Origin of the sequence: Streptomyces sp. NPDC059009 (assembly GCF_042740175.1) — a bacterium.
Lineage (GTDB): Bacteria > Actinomycetota > Actinomycetes > Streptomycetales > Streptomycetaceae > Streptomyces.
The window spans coordinates 28186-41198 of sequence record NZ_JBHYJB010000031.1 but is presented as its reverse complement, the minus strand read 5'-3'; the positions used below and the strand labels follow the sequence as shown (position 1 = coordinate 41198).

Here is a 13013-nt window from a genome sequence, read left to right as displayed (position 1 = left end):
GAGCTGTCGCCGGTGAAACAGGAACCCTCATCGGCGACGACGAGGACCCGCGACAACCAAGCGGGCACGTCAAGAGCTGTAGGCGCTGTTCTCATGGACGTAATCGGCCGTCAGGTCATTGGTCCAGATGGTCGCTTCGGCATCGCCTGCCGCGAGGTCTGCCGTGATGCGGACCTCGCGGTAGCGCATATCCACGAGCTCGCGGTCCTCTCCCACGGAGCCGTTCCTGCAGACCCAGACGCCGTTGATGGCGACGTTCAGCTGGTCCGGGTCGAAGGCCGCGGACGTGGTGCCGATCGCGGACAGGACCCGGCCCCAGTTGGGGTCCTCGCCGTGGATCGCGCACTTGAGGAGGTTGTTGCGGGCGATGGAGCGGCCCACCTCGACGGCGTCGTCCTCGCTCGCGGCGTTGACGACCTCGACGCGGATGTCCTTGCTGGCACCCTCGGCGTCGCCGATGAGCTGGCGGGCCAGGTCGTCGCAGACGGCGCGGACGGCGGCGGCGAACTCCCCCTGTTCCGGGGCGACTTGGGAGGCGCCGGAGGCGAGCAGCAGCACGGTGTCGTTGGTGGACATGCAGCCGTCGGAGTCGATCCGGTCGAAGGTGAGGCGGGTGGCGTCGCGCAGCGCCTGGTCCAGGACGTCGCTGTCGAGGGCGGCGTCCGTGGTGAGCACGACGAGCATCGTGGCGAGGCCGGGCGCGAGCATGCCGGCGCCCTTCGCCATGCCGCCGACGGTCCAGCCGTCGCCCTCCACCACGGCCGTCTTGTGCACGGAGTCCGTGGTCTTGATGGCGATGGCGGCCTTCTCGCCGCCGTGCGGGGAGAGTTCGGCCGCGACGGCCTCGACGCCCGGAAGGAGCTTGTCCATCGGCAGCGTCAGACCGATGAGCCCGGTCGACGCGACAGCCACCTCACCGGCGCTGACGCCGTCGAGGACCTCGGCGACCTTCTCGGCGGTGGCGTGCGTGTCCTGGAAGCCCTGCGGGCCCGTGCAGGCGTTGGCGCCACCGGAGTTGAGGACGACGGCGGCGACCTGGCCGCCCTTGAGGACCTGCTCGGACCAGAGGACGGGGGCGGCCTTCACGCGGTTGGAGGTGAAGACGCCCGCGGCCGCGAGACGGGGCCCGGTGTTGACCACGAGGGCCAGGTCCGGGTTGCCGTTCTCCTTGATCCCGGCGGCGATGCCCGCGGCCGTGAATCCCTTGGCTGCCGTCACACTCACGGCGCGACTCCGATCGTTGAGAGTCCTGTGGTCTCGTCGAGGCCCAGGGCGATGTTCATGCTCTGCACCGCGGCGCCCGCGGTGCCCTTCGTGAGGTTGTCGATGGCGGCGATCGCGATGACACGGCCCGCGGCCTCGTCCAGGGCGACCTGGATGTGCACGGCGTTGGAGCCGTACACGGCGGCGGTGGCGGGCCACTGCCCCTCCGGGAGCAGGTGGACGAACGGCTCGTCGGCGAGGGCCTTCTCGTACGCGGCCCGCACGGACTCGGCGGTGACGCCCGGCTTGGCCTTGGCGGTGCACGTGGCGAGGATGCCGCGCGGCATCGGGGCGAGGGTCGGCGTGAAGGAGACGGAGACGGCCGCGCCCGCCGCCGCGCTGAGGTTCTGGATCATCTCGGGGGTGTGCCGGTGGCCGCCCCCGACCCCGTACGGCGACATGGAGCCCATGACCTCGCTGCCGAGCAGGTGCGGCTTGGCGGCCTTGCCCGCGCCGGAGGTGCCCGACGCGGCGACGATCACGGCCTCGTGCTCGGCGAGCCCCGCCGCGTACGCGGGGAACAGGGCGAGCGAGACGGCCGTGGGGTAGCAACCGGGCACCGCGATGCGCTTGGACCCCTCCAACGCGGCGCGGCCACCCGGCAGTTCGGGCAGTCCGTAGGGCCAGGTCCCGGCGTGCGGCGAGCCGTAGAACTTCTCCCAGTCGCCCGCGTCCTTGAGCCGGAAGTCGGCGCCCATGTCGACCACGAGGACATCCGGGCCGAGCTGCTCGGCGACGGCGGCGGACTGCCCGTGCGGCAGCGCGAGGAACACGACGTCGTGACCGGCGAGGACCTCGGCCGTGGTCGGCTCGAGCACGCGGTCGGCCAGCGGCAGCAGGTGCGGCTGCAGCGCGCCGAGGCGCTGGCCCACGTTCGAGTTGCCGGTCAGGGAGCCGATCTCCACCTCGGGGTGGACGAGGAGCAGGCGCAGCAATTCGCCGCCCGCGTATCCGCTCGCCCCTGCCACTGCTGCGCGTACCACCATGGAACCTTCCCTCTTGGATGGCATGACTATACGCAGACCTGCACGTTTATGCAAAGCGAGTTCTTGCTCCGGTGGCGATGAGTTCCGGGCGGCGGGACGGTCAGTACTGGCGAAGGAATCGCCGCTGTCCGACGGCAGAAGCGTCCGCCACCCATGGCAGCGGCGTCTGCTCGAACCGTTCGCCATATGAGAGCACTCTCCAGGAAGAGGAGCCAGCCATGCCCGCGATCAAGCCCTGCCTCTGGTTCGACACCAAGGGCCAGGAGGCCGCCGAGTTCTACGTCTCGGTCTTCCCGAACTCGAAGATCAACCACATCTCCCACTACGGGGAGGGCGCTCCCCGGCCCGCCGGTTCCGTCCTGACCGTCGACTTCGAGCTCGACGGGCAGCCCTACATCGCACTCAACGGCGGCCCCGAGTTCACCTTCGACGAGGCCGTCTCGCTGACCATCGACTGCGCCGACCAGGAAGAGGTCGACCACTACTGGTCCAAGCTCACCGAGGACGGCGGCGAGGAGGGCCCCTGCGGCTGGCTCAAGGACAAGTTCGGGCTGTCCTGGCAGGTCGTCCCGGCCATCGTCGGCGAGCTGATGGCGGACCCCGACCCGGCCCGCAACCAGCGCGTCATGACGGCGATCTTCGGCATGAAGAAGCTCGACGTGGCGGCGCTGCGCGCGGCGGCGGACGGGGCCTGATCGCCCCCTGCCACCCCTTTCCCCCTCTGCCGAGGGCTCCTCCTCGCTCTGCCGAGGGCTCCTCCTCGTGGGCTTGACTTCGAGCGCGCTCCAACTCCTACGGTCGGCACCGGAGTCAGGCCCACAGCACCAAGCACCAAGCACCGCCAGGAGGAACCCGCATGACCAGCAGCGTCCCCGCCCGCCGCCTCGGCGCACTCACCGTCTCCGCGCAGGGCCTCGGCTGCATGGGGATGAGCCATGGCTTCGGCGCCTCGGACGACACCCAGTCCGTCGCGACGATCCACCACGCCCTCGACCTCGGCGTCAGCCTCCTCGACACCTCGGACTTCTACGGGGCGGGGCACAACGAGCGGCTGCTCGGCCGGGCGCTCGCCGGGGCACGGCGCGAACAGGCCGTCGTGGCAACCAAGTTCGGCTTCGCCAACAAGCTGGGCGAGCCCGCGCACATCCGGGGCGACGCCGCGTACGTGCGCGAGGCGTGCGACGCCTCGCTGCGGCGGCTCGGCGTCGACCACATCGACCTGTACTACCTGCACCGGGTGGACCAGGGCGTGCCGATCGAGGAGACCGTCGGGGCGATGGCCGAGCTGGTGCGGGCCGGGAAGGTGCGTCATCTCGGGCTCTCGGAGGCGAGCGCCCGCACGGTCCGGCGGGCCCACGCGGTGCATCCCATCGCCGCGCTGCAGAGCGAGTGGTCGCTGTGGACCCGGGACCTGGAGGCCGAGATCGTCCCGGTCTGCCGTGAACTCGGCGTCGGCATCGTGCCGTTCTCGCCGCTCGGCCGGGGCTTCCTGACCGGCCGCTACACCTCCGTCGAGGGGCTGCCCGCGGACGACCTGCGGCGCACCCAGCCCCGCTTCGCCGACGGCAACCTCGAACGCAACCTCGCCATCGTGGACGCCCTGGAGGCCCTCGCCGCCGAGAAGGGCGTCACGGCGGGCCAGCTCGCGCTCGCCTGGGTCCAGCACCAGGGCGCCGACGTGGTGCCGATCCCGGGGACCCGGCGCACCACGTACCTGGAGGAGAACCTGGGCGCCCTCGGTGTCGAGCTCTCGGCCGCCGAGCTCGCCGCGATCGACGCGGCGGCGCCCGTGGGGCAGGTCGCCGGGGCGCGCTACGACGAGGGCAGCCTCTCCGTCATCGACCGCTGAGGAGCGGCTGCCGACCGCTGAGACACGGGCTGTCGGCCGCTGAGCGGCGGGCCGCGGCCGCCGGACGGGGGCGATCACGTGCTCGCCCCCGTCCGGGCGGGACGCGTAGCCTGCGGGCATGCCCTTCCCCGACGAGTCCGCCCACCCCCTCTCGGTCGTGGACTACAAGGACACGTGGCCAGGCGAGTTCGAGGACGTCGCCGCGCAGCTGCGGCCCGTGCTCGGGGAGCTCGCGGTCGGCGTCGACCACGTCGGCTCCACCTCCGTGCCGGGGCTCGCGGCCAAGGACTGCATCGACGTACAGGTGCGGATGCGCGCCCTGGACGAGGCGCGGTCCGTGCCGCTGCTGACCGCGATCGGGTTCCGGTGCCGGCCGGAGCCCTGGAACCGCTCGGAGCTCTCCTTCGGGCACCGCTCCCACAAGCTGGTCTTCGCCCCGCCGGTCGGCGGCCGCCGCTGCAACGTCCATCTGCGCGTCCACGGTGGCTACGGCTCGCAGTACGCGCTGCTGTTCCGCGACTATCTGCGCGCGGACGCGGCGGCGCGGGCCGCGTGGGGCGCCTTCAAGCGGCGGCTCGCGCACAGCGTGTCCACGCTCGAGGACTACGGGCAGATCAAGGCCCCGGCCACCGAGGTGCTGATGGCCGGGGCGCAGCGATGGGCCGCCGAGACCGGGTGGGGTGCCCCGTGACCGGCCGCGCCGCCCCCTTCCCCGTGCCCGACGTGCTCGCGTATCTCGCCGGTACGTGGCGGGTCGAGCGGACGGTGCGGGACCTGTCGACCGGCGCCGAGGGCCGTTTCACCGGCACGGTCCGCTTCACTCCCGACGGCGGCGGCCGCCTCCGCCAGCACGAGTCCGGCACCTTCGTCTGGCAGGGCACCCCGCGACCGGCCGAGCGGACCCTCGATTTTGAGCCAGGTGTGGAACAGGGCACGGCCCTGGTGCGCTTCACGGACGGCCGCCCCTTCCACGACCTGGACCTCCGGTCGGGCCGTCACACGGCCGACCACCCCTGCGCCCAGGACCTCTACAAAGGCGAGTTCGAGGTCCAGGACGAGGGCCACTGGCACATGCGATGGCGGGTCCGCGGCCCCGCAAAGGACCTGGTCCTGACGACGGACTGCACCCGGGACAACACGCAGAGCTCATAAGAGGTCCACTCCTCGGCCACACCGGAGCCCTCGCGCCTCCAAGCCCGTCGACTCTCTGCCAAGCAGCGTCGACTCTCTGCCAAGCGGCGGGGAACCCGTCCGGCGGGGCGAGGATCATAGACGACATGAAGGACAGCGCCAGCGGCAACGAGAACGCCTGGGCGGCACACGCCGTCCGCCTCCTGGTCGCGGACGCGCGACCGACGCCCCTGGCCACGCTGCCTGTTCCCGTCGGCGCCGACCGCCGGGTCCGGATCCGGGTGAAGGACGAATCGGCGCAGCCCACCGGCAGCATCAAGCACCGGCTGGTGCGCGCGCTCCTGGTGGCGGCGGTGCGCCGCGGCGAACTGCGCAGGGGCGGCACGGTGGTGGTGGCGACGGGCGGGGCGGTGGCGGTCGCCGGGGCCTACTTCGCCCGCGTCATCGGCGTCGGCTTCGTCGCGCTCATGCCGCGGCGGACCCCGTGCTCCCTGCGCGAGCGCGTCCAGGCGTACGGGGGCCGGGTGCTCGACGCGACGGCGCCGCCCGCGGGCGTCCAGGACGAGGCGCGCCAACTGGCCCGCACCGTCGACGGGTTCTTCCTCGACCACTTCACCCCCGGCGCCGCGGCGACCCTCGCGGACTGCCCCGCGCCGACCCTCGCCGACGAACTGCTGCCCCGGACGCGGCCGCCCGCCTGGGTGGTCGTCGGCGCGGCGACGGGCGTGACGTCGGCGCTCATCGGGCGGCGCATCCTCGACGACGCGCTGCCCACCCGGCTCGCGGTGGTCGACTCGGAGCACTCCGCGTACTTCCCGGCCTGGGTGAGCGACGTGGACGACTTCATGACGGGGCTGCCCTCGCACATCCCGGGGCTCGGCCGGCCGCGCACCGAACCGGAGTTCCGGCCGGACGTCATCGACCTGGTGATCCCGGTGCCGGACGCGGCGAGCATCGCGGGCATGCAGTGGCTGAACGCCCACGCGGGCCTCGCGGTGGGCCCGGCGGCGGGCGCGGGCTTATGGGGCGCCTGCCATCTGGCCACGCGGCTGCGGGAGTCGGGCGGCCGGGGCACGGTGGTGATGGTCGCCGGGGACGGCCTCGCGGCCTACCGGGGCACGTACGACGACGGGGAGTGGCTGGCGGGCCGCGGCCTCGACCCGGAGCCGCACCTGTCGGTCCTGGAGCGGTACTACGAGGGCGGTGCGTGGGAGTGGCCGCGCCGCTCGGCCCGCGCGGGCTGAGCCCGTCCGTCCTGTCCGAGACCGCTACAGCGGGGCGGTCCCGCTCCGGTCTGCCGCCGCCGCGTCCAGGCGGAGGTTCCAGCGGCCGCCGTGGCCGGTGAGGGAGACCGTCGCCAGGGGGCGCACGTCGATGTTCCAGTACGAGGACGGGGGCGCCTTCAGGGCGTAGACGAGCGCGGCCCGCACCACGGCGGGCTCGGCGACCGCGAGGACCCGGCTGCCGTCGCCGACCGGCCGGGTGTCGAGCCAGCCGCCGACCCGGGAGATGAAGCCGAGCAGCGACTCACCGCCGTGCGGGGCCGAGCGCGGATCGCCCAGCCAGGCGTCGACGGCGGCCGGTTCGCGGGCGGTCACCTCGGCGAGGGTCAGGCCGCGCCAGCGCCCCATGTCGCAGTCCCGCAGCGCCGGTTGGGCGAGCGGGGCGAAACCGAGGGCGTCGCCGGTGGCCCGGCTGCGCGGCGTGGGCGAGCAGTAGCGCAGCTCGGCCACGCCGAGCGGCAGGAGCGCGGGGGCGGCGCGCTGCACCTCGTGCCAGCCGGCCTGGTCGAGGGGCCGGTCGTCGTCGAAGCGCTCCGCGAGCAGCGAGGCGCTGCGGGCGGCGGCGATGAGTGTGACGCGAGCGTGCATGCGGTGATCGTGGGGTTCGTGGGGCGCGAGGTCAAGGTTTCCCCGCGAGTGCGGAATTCCTCACGCCGTCACCAGGAGCCCGGGGAGCCCCGGGGAGCCCCGGGGGCTGTCCTGCGGATCAGGACTCGTCGAAGTGCAGCACCATCCACTGCTCCGGCTTGGGCAGCGCGGTGAAGCCCACCTTCTCGTACACCCCGTGCGCGTCCCCGGTCGCGAGCAGCATCCGCCGCAGGCCGAGCGGTTCGAGCCACTCCCGTACGGCGGCCACGAGCGCGACGCCGAGCCCCTTGCCGCGGGCTTCCCGGTCCACGTACACATCGCAGAGCCAGGCGAACGTGGCCTCATCGGTGAGAACCCGGGCATACGCCACCAAGAGCCCTGAACTCCGGTCGATCACCCCGAAGTTGAGCGAACCCCGCATCGCCGCCGCCTGCTTCTCGCGCGTGCGCCCGAGGGCCCAGTACGCGTCGGTGGAGAGCCAGGCGTGCACGCGGTCGACGTCGATGCGCTCGGAGTCGGCGGTGAACTCGTATCCCTCGGGGAGCCGGGGCCCAGGTGATGGGGTGCTGTCCGTCATGACGTGAGCCTTTCACGGCCGCCCCGCACCGCCTCCCAGGCCCCCCGCAGCCGCTCCACCCCCTCCCCCAGCTCGGCGGCGCCGGACGCCGCCCCGAAGCTCAACCGCACGTGGGCGGCCGGGGGTTCGGCGGCGAAGTAGGGACGGCCGGGGGCGATGGCGACGCCCGCCCGCAGGGCCGCCGCGACGAAGGCGGCCTCGTCGGTGCCGTCGGGCAGGCGCAGCCACAGGTGGTAGCCGCCCGCCGGGACGTGCGGCAGGGCGAGCTCGGGGAGGCGGCGGCGCACCGCGGCGGCCAGGGTGTCCCTGCGGCTTTGCAACTCCCCCGCCACGTTGCGCAGATGGCGCGGCCAGGCCGGGGACCCGGCGAGCTCCAGGGCCGCCTCCTGCAGCGGCCTGGGCACGAAGAAGTGGTCGACGACCTGGATCGCGCGCAGCCGCTCCAGGACGGGACCGCGGGCGGCGAGGGCGCTGACCCGGAAGCTCGGCGAGGTCGCCTTGGTGAGCGAGCAGACGTGCACGACGACGCCGTCGTGGTCGTCCTCGGTGAGCGGGCGCTGCAGCGGCCCGGCGTCCTCGTGGACCAGTCGCCGTACGAAGTCGTCCTCGACGACGAAGGCCCCCGCCTCGCGGGCGATGCGCAGGACCTCGGGGCGGCGCTCGGCGGAGAGCACCGCCCCCGTCGGGTTCTGGAACAGCGGCTGGCAGACGAACACCCGCGCGCCGGTCGCCTTGAGCGCGGCGGCGAGCAGGTCGGGGCGGACGCCGTCGGTGTCCACCGGTACCGGTACCGGGCGCAGTCCCGCGGCGCGGGCGATGGCCAGCAGGCCGGGGTAGGTGGGCGACTCGACCAGGACCGGCGAGCCGGGCGGGGCGAGGGCGCGCAGGGCGGTGGTGAGCGCGCTCTGGCCGCCCGCCGTGATCAGCACCTCGGCGGCCGTGAGCGCCCCGCCCATGCCGCGCGCGAACCACTCGCGCAGCTCCGGCAGCCCGTCGATGGGCGGGCGCCCCCAGGCGCCGGGGCGCCGGCCGGCCCGCGCGAGCGCCGCGGCCATGGCCCGCTCGGGCTGGAGCGAGGGGTGCAGATAGCCTCCGCTGAGCTCGATGACGCCGGTCGGCGGGGTGGTGAGCGTGACCAGGACGGCGGAGGCGTCGACGGCGCGCGGCACCAGTTCGGCGGCGGCGTCGGCGCTGAGCGCGACCTCCTGCCAGGAGGTGTCCCCCGCGGGCTCCGCGGCCGCGCGCTCCTCGGCCCGGAACGCGCCCGCGCCCGGCCGGGTCACCACGAGCCCCTCGGCGGCGAGCTGGGCGAGCGCCCGGGACACCGTCACGGGGCTCACCCGGAAGCGCTCGACCAGCGCCCGGCTCGACGGCAGCTTTCCACCTGGAGAGTAGCGGTCCAACTCGTTTCTCAGCTGTTTCGCCAACTCACCCACACTGCTACCGTGGTTCATGAGAGCGCACAGTAGCACTACCGAAGAAACCGGGATAGCGGTCAACGGCGGCCGCCCCGCCGCCGGGACCACCGGGGCCGGAGCCACCGGGGCCGGAGCCACCGAGGTCGGGGCCACTGCAACCGGAGCCCGCGTCGGAGCCGCGGAAGCGGGAGTCAGCGCGGCCGACGACCTCGCCGCCCGCGCCCGCCGCCACCGCACCGGCACCCTCCTCGCCGCCCTCGGCGTCACCTCCTTCTCGCTCACCTTCCCCGCCACCGCCTGGGGCCTCGAAGGCTTCGGCCCGTGGTCCCTGGTCAGCGTGCGCAGCGTTCTCGCCGCCGTCATCGCGGGCACCTGCCTGCTCGCCCTGCGGGTGCCGGTGCCCGAGCGGCGGCACTGGGGCGGACTCGCGGTCGTCGGCGCCGGGGTGGTGCTCGGCTTCCCGATACTCACCACGCTCGCCCTGGAGACAGCGACGACCGCGCACTCGGCGGTCGTGGTGGGCCTGCTGCCGCTGACCACGGCCGTGCTCTCGTCGCTGCGCACGGGCGCCCGCCCCTCGCGGACGTTCTGGGTCGCCGCGTGCGTGGGCGCGGCGGCGGTGATCGCCTTCACCGTGCAGCAGAGCGGCGGCGCCCTCACCCGCGCCGACCTGTATCTCTTCGGGGCACTGCTGATCTGCGCGGCGGGCTACACCGAGGGCGGCCGGCTCGCCTCGGTCATGCCCGGCTGGCAGGTCATCTCCTGGGCGCTCGTGCTGTGCCTGCCGCTCGCCGTGACCGGTGCGGCGGTCGCGCTCGCGTACGAGCCGGTGCAGCTGACCGGGCACGCGGTGGCGGGGCTGCTGTGGGTGGCGGCGGGCTCACAGTTCCTCGGCCTGGTCGTCTGGTACAAGGGCATGGGCCTGATCGGCATCCCCAAGGCCAGCCAACTCCAGCTCGCCCAGCCGCTGTTGACCCTCGTCTGGTCGGTGTTCCTGCTCGGCGAGCACCTCACCGTGGCCGCGCCCATCACGGCGGCCGCCGTGCTCATCTGCATCGCGGTGACCCAACGTGCCCGCGGCTGAGCCGGTCCCAACTCCCGCCACCAGCCGTACACTTACCGCCACACAACGCCACCATGAGACGGGCCGAGGAGGGCAGTCCCCATGCAGGCATCCGTGGGTGACCGGCTGTTGGTGCACGGCAGGATCGTCGGACAGCACGACCGAACTGCGGAGGTCATCGAGGTCCTCGGCCAGAACGGCGGGCCGCCGTACCGCGTCCGCTTCGAGGACGGCCACGAGACGCTGATGTCGCCGGGCCCCGACACGGTGGTGCGGCCCTTCGCCGACGACGAGGGCTAGGGCCTGTCCGGCGGATCAGGCCGCATGATTCCGAGCTGTGCCGTCCGTCGCTGGTGAGCGGGCTGTGGTGCGTCGAGATGCAAGGCGGAGGAGGGCGACAACGCGGAGCGTTGGCAACCGACGACAACGCCGCAGATCGGCGTGGAACAGCCCGCGACCGCGGCAAGATCCGCCGGACAGGTCCTAGTCCTCTCTCAGCGCGGCGGCCGGGCCGGTTCTTGATAGTGATCAGCGACCACCCGCGCCATCGCGCCGATCCTGTCGACGGTGACCTCTTTGGCCGAGAAGAAGACGTGCCCGCGCACCTGCCGGAAGCCATCGGCGTACGTCAGGTGCCGGGACAGCTCCGCCGGGTCCTGCCAGGCCGGGGGCTGCGCCGGGTCGCCCGCCTTGTACAGCGCCTCGCCCGCGTAGAGCCGCACGCCCGTGCCGCGCACCACGTCCGACCACCACGGCACCAGCTTCGCGTAGTCGGCGACGGCGAAGCCCATGTTCCAGTACAGCTGCGGACAGATGTAGTCGAGCCAGCCCTTCTTGACCCAGCCGCGGGTGTCCGCGTGGAGGTTGTCGTAGGTCTGCACCCCGGCCTGGGTGTCCGAGCCGAGCGGGTCGGTCGAGGCGTTGCGCCAGACACCGAAGGGGCTTATCCCGAAGTCGACGCCCCGCTTCACCTTCTTCACCCGCACCGACATCTCCCGCACCAGGCGGTCTATGTTGTCCCGCCGCCAGGCCGCCCGGTCCGGGAAGCCCCCGCCGTAGCGCGCGTAGGCCGCGTCGTCGTCGAAGACCTGGCCCGCCACCGGATACGGGTAGAAGTAGTCGTCCCAGTGCACCGCGTCGATCGCGTAGTGGCGCAGCGCGTCCAGCATCGCGTCCTGGACGAAGGCCCGGACCTCGGGGAGCCCCGGGTTGTAGTAGAGCTTGCCGCCGTACGGCACGATCCAGTCGGGGTGCACACGGGCCGGGTGCGTGGGGACCAGGCGGGAGGGGTCCGTGTGGTTGGCGACGCGGAACGGGTTGAACCAGGCGTGCAGCTCGAGCCCGCGCCGGTGGGCCTCGCGGACGGCGGTGCCCAGCGGGTCCCAGCCCGGGTCCTGGCCCTGCACGCCGGTGAGGTACTCCGACCACGGCTCGTACGGCGAGGGCCAGAGCGCGTCGGCGGTGGGCCGGACCTGGAAGATCACGGTGTTGAGCCTGCGGCGCACCGCCGTGTCCAGGTAGGCGAGGAGCTCGGCGCGCTGCTGTGCCGCGGGCAGGCCGGGCTTGGAGGGCCAGTCGCGGTTGGCGACGCTCGCCACCCACATCCCGCGCATCTCGCGCCGCGGCCACCCCCGCGCCCCGGCCCCGGCGGCTGCCGCGTCCCCGGCCGTGGCGAGCCCCGCCACCGTCGCGGCCGCCGTCAGCGCGAAGCCTCTGCGTGACATACGCCTCATCGAGTCGCCCCCCTGAGTCCGAACTCCCGCCGCCACCACGGCCGCAGAGGACAGCATGCCCGACCCGGCCCCGCATGCACCTGAGGTTGCGGAGTAACGTTCACGGCCGAGGGGGCGCTTGACCATGCTCCCCGGGCAGGCACCGCAACCGTACGGGGGACCTGCCGGCCCCGTTGATCAGTGAAAGGCACGAGGTGACCGACTCCATGACCGATATCACGCGCGTCGGAGTGGTGGGCTGTGGCCAGATGGGCGCCGGGATCGCGGAGGTCTGCGCCCGCTCCGGACTGGATGTGAAGGTCGCGGAGACCACCGGTGAGGCCCTGGAGATCGGCCGCACGCGGCTGTACAACTCCCTGACCAAGGCCGCGGAGCGCGGCAAGATCTCCGACGAGGAGCGGGACTCGGCCCTTGACCGGCTCTCCTTCACCACGGACCTCGGCGAGTTCGCCGACCGCGACCTGGTGATCGAGGCCGTCGTGGAGAACGAGCAGGTCAAGACCGAGATCTTCCAGGTCCTCGACCAGGTCGTGACCCGTCAGGACGCGATCCTCGCCTCCAACACCTCCTCGATCCCCCTGGTGAAGCTGGCCGTCGCGACGTCCCGCCCCGACCAGGTCATCGGCATCCACTTCTTCAACCCGGCCCCGGTGCAGCAGCTCGTCGAGCTGATCCCGGCCCTCACCACGTCCGAGGGCACCATCAGCCGCGCCCAGGTCCTGGTCGAGAAGGTCCTCGGCAAGCACGCGATCCGCGCCCAGGACCGCTCGGGCTTCGTGGTCAACGCCCTGCTCATCCCGTATCTGCTCTCCGCGATCCGGATGTTCGAGTCGGGCATCGCCAGCCGCGAGGACATCGACAACGGCATGGAGCTGGGCTGCGCCCACCCGATGGGCCCGCTCAAGCTCGCCGACCTGATCGGCCTGGACACGGTCGCCTCGGTCGCCGACTCCATGTACGCCGAGTACAAGGAGCCGCTGTACGCCGCTCCCCCGCTCCTGCAGCGCATGGTCGACGCGGGCCGCCTCGGCCGGAAGTCCGGCTCGGGCTTCTACACGTACGCCTGATCGCGTACGCCTGAACCGCGTGGGGAGCCGTACGGCTGACCACAGAGCGTAAAGA

At 73.0% G+C, this 13013-nt stretch carries 14 protein-coding genes; 8 read left to right on the top strand and 6 right to left on the bottom strand.

Annotated elements, in window-relative coordinates:
* Positions 1-69: 69 nt before the first annotated feature.
* The gene (argJ, locus tag ACFWYM_RS28330) at positions 70-1224 is read right to left on the bottom strand and encodes a bifunctional glutamate N-acetyltransferase/amino-acid acetyltransferase ArgJ (RefSeq protein ID WP_384843208.1); all 1155 of its coding nucleotides are present in this window, start codon (positions 1222-1224) and stop codon (positions 70-72) included.
* The gene (gene argC, locus ACFWYM_RS28325) at positions 1221-2249 is read right to left on the bottom strand and encodes an N-acetyl-gamma-glutamyl-phosphate reductase (protein WP_384843205.1); all 1029 of its coding nucleotides are present in this window, start codon (positions 2247-2249) and stop codon (positions 1221-1223) included. The genes argJ and argC overlap by 4 nt, the downstream gene beginning before the upstream one ends.
* Before the next feature lie 218 nt (positions 2250-2467).
* Between argC and ACFWYM_RS28320 the strand changes: the two genes are divergently transcribed.
* From ACFWYM_RS28320 to ACFWYM_RS28300, 5 genes are all read left to right on the top strand, one after another.
* Positions 2468-2944 (top strand): VOC family protein, encoded by a 477-nt coding sequence (locus ACFWYM_RS28320; protein ID WP_384843203.1) that lies wholly within the window; start codon positions 2468-2470, stop codon positions 2942-2944.
* Positions 2945-3105: 161 nt separating this feature from the next.
* Positions 3106-4098, top strand: a complete 993-nt coding sequence (locus ACFWYM_RS28315; protein ID WP_384843200.1) for an aldo/keto reductase — start codon at positions 3106-3108, stop codon at positions 4096-4098.
* Positions 4099-4216: 118 nt separating this feature from the next.
* On the top strand, positions 4217-4789 hold the full coding sequence (locus tag ACFWYM_RS28310; RefSeq protein WP_384843197.1) for a GrpB family protein: 573 nt from the start codon (positions 4217-4219) through the stop codon (positions 4787-4789).
* Positions 4786-5250, top strand: coding sequence for a DUF6314 family protein (locus ACFWYM_RS28305; protein WP_384843194.1), 465 nt, complete (start codon positions 4786-4788; stop codon positions 5248-5250). Before ACFWYM_RS28310 ends, ACFWYM_RS28305 begins: the two co-directional genes overlap by 4 nt.
* A gap of 125 nt (positions 5251-5375) precedes the next feature.
* Positions 5376-6473, top strand: coding sequence for a pyridoxal-phosphate dependent enzyme (locus tag ACFWYM_RS28300; protein ID WP_384843191.1), 1098 nt, complete (start codon positions 5376-5378; stop codon positions 6471-6473).
* 24 nt (positions 6474-6497) lie between these two features.
* On the opposite strand, the gene ACFWYM_RS28295 is transcribed toward ACFWYM_RS28300, so the two are convergent.
* The 3 genes from ACFWYM_RS28295 to ACFWYM_RS28285 all read right to left on the bottom strand — a co-directional run bounded on the left by ACFWYM_RS28295 (position 6498) and on the right by ACFWYM_RS28285 (position 9131).
* Positions 6498-7100 carry a histidine phosphatase family protein gene (locus tag ACFWYM_RS28295; RefSeq protein WP_384843188.1) on the bottom strand — a complete coding sequence of 201 codons (603 nt, stop codon included), beginning with the start codon at positions 7098-7100 and terminating at the stop codon, positions 6498-6500.
* Positions 7101-7218: 118 nt separating this feature from the next.
* Entirely contained in the window at positions 7219-7677 is a 459-nt protein-coding gene (locus tag ACFWYM_RS28290) for a GNAT family N-acetyltransferase (protein ID WP_384843185.1), read from the bottom strand.
* Positions 7674-9131, bottom strand: a complete 1458-nt coding sequence (locus ACFWYM_RS28285; RefSeq protein ID WP_384843182.1) for a PLP-dependent aminotransferase family protein — start codon at positions 9129-9131, stop codon at positions 7674-7676. Before ACFWYM_RS28285 ends, ACFWYM_RS28290 begins: the two co-directional genes overlap by 4 nt.
* On the opposite strand from ACFWYM_RS28285, the gene ACFWYM_RS28280 reads away from it, so the two are divergent.
* Positions 9130-10179, top strand: coding sequence for a DMT family transporter (locus ACFWYM_RS28280; RefSeq protein WP_384843179.1), 1050 nt, complete (start codon positions 9130-9132; stop codon positions 10177-10179). The genes ACFWYM_RS28285 and ACFWYM_RS28280 overlap by 2 nt on opposite strands.
* An 81-nt stretch (positions 10180-10260) precedes the next feature.
* On the top strand, positions 10261-10458 hold the full coding sequence (locus ACFWYM_RS28275; RefSeq protein WP_384843176.1) for a DUF1918 domain-containing protein: 198 nt from the start codon (positions 10261-10263) through the stop codon (positions 10456-10458).
* Positions 10459-10652: 194 nt separating this feature from the next.
* Here the strand turns inward: ACFWYM_RS28275 and ACFWYM_RS28270 are convergent, their stop codons facing one another.
* Positions 10653-11891, bottom strand: a complete 1239-nt coding sequence (locus tag ACFWYM_RS28270) for a glycoside hydrolase family 10 protein (RefSeq protein WP_384843173.1) — start codon at positions 11889-11891, stop codon at positions 10653-10655.
* A 206-nt stretch (positions 11892-12097) separates the two neighbouring features.
* Here ACFWYM_RS28270 and ACFWYM_RS28265 point away from each other — a divergent pair, with 206 nt between their 5' ends.
* Positions 12098-12958, top strand: a complete 861-nt coding sequence (locus tag ACFWYM_RS28265; RefSeq protein ID WP_384843170.1) for a 3-hydroxybutyryl-CoA dehydrogenase — start codon at positions 12098-12100, stop codon at positions 12956-12958.
* The last annotated feature ends 55 nt before the right edge of the window (positions 12959-13013 follow it).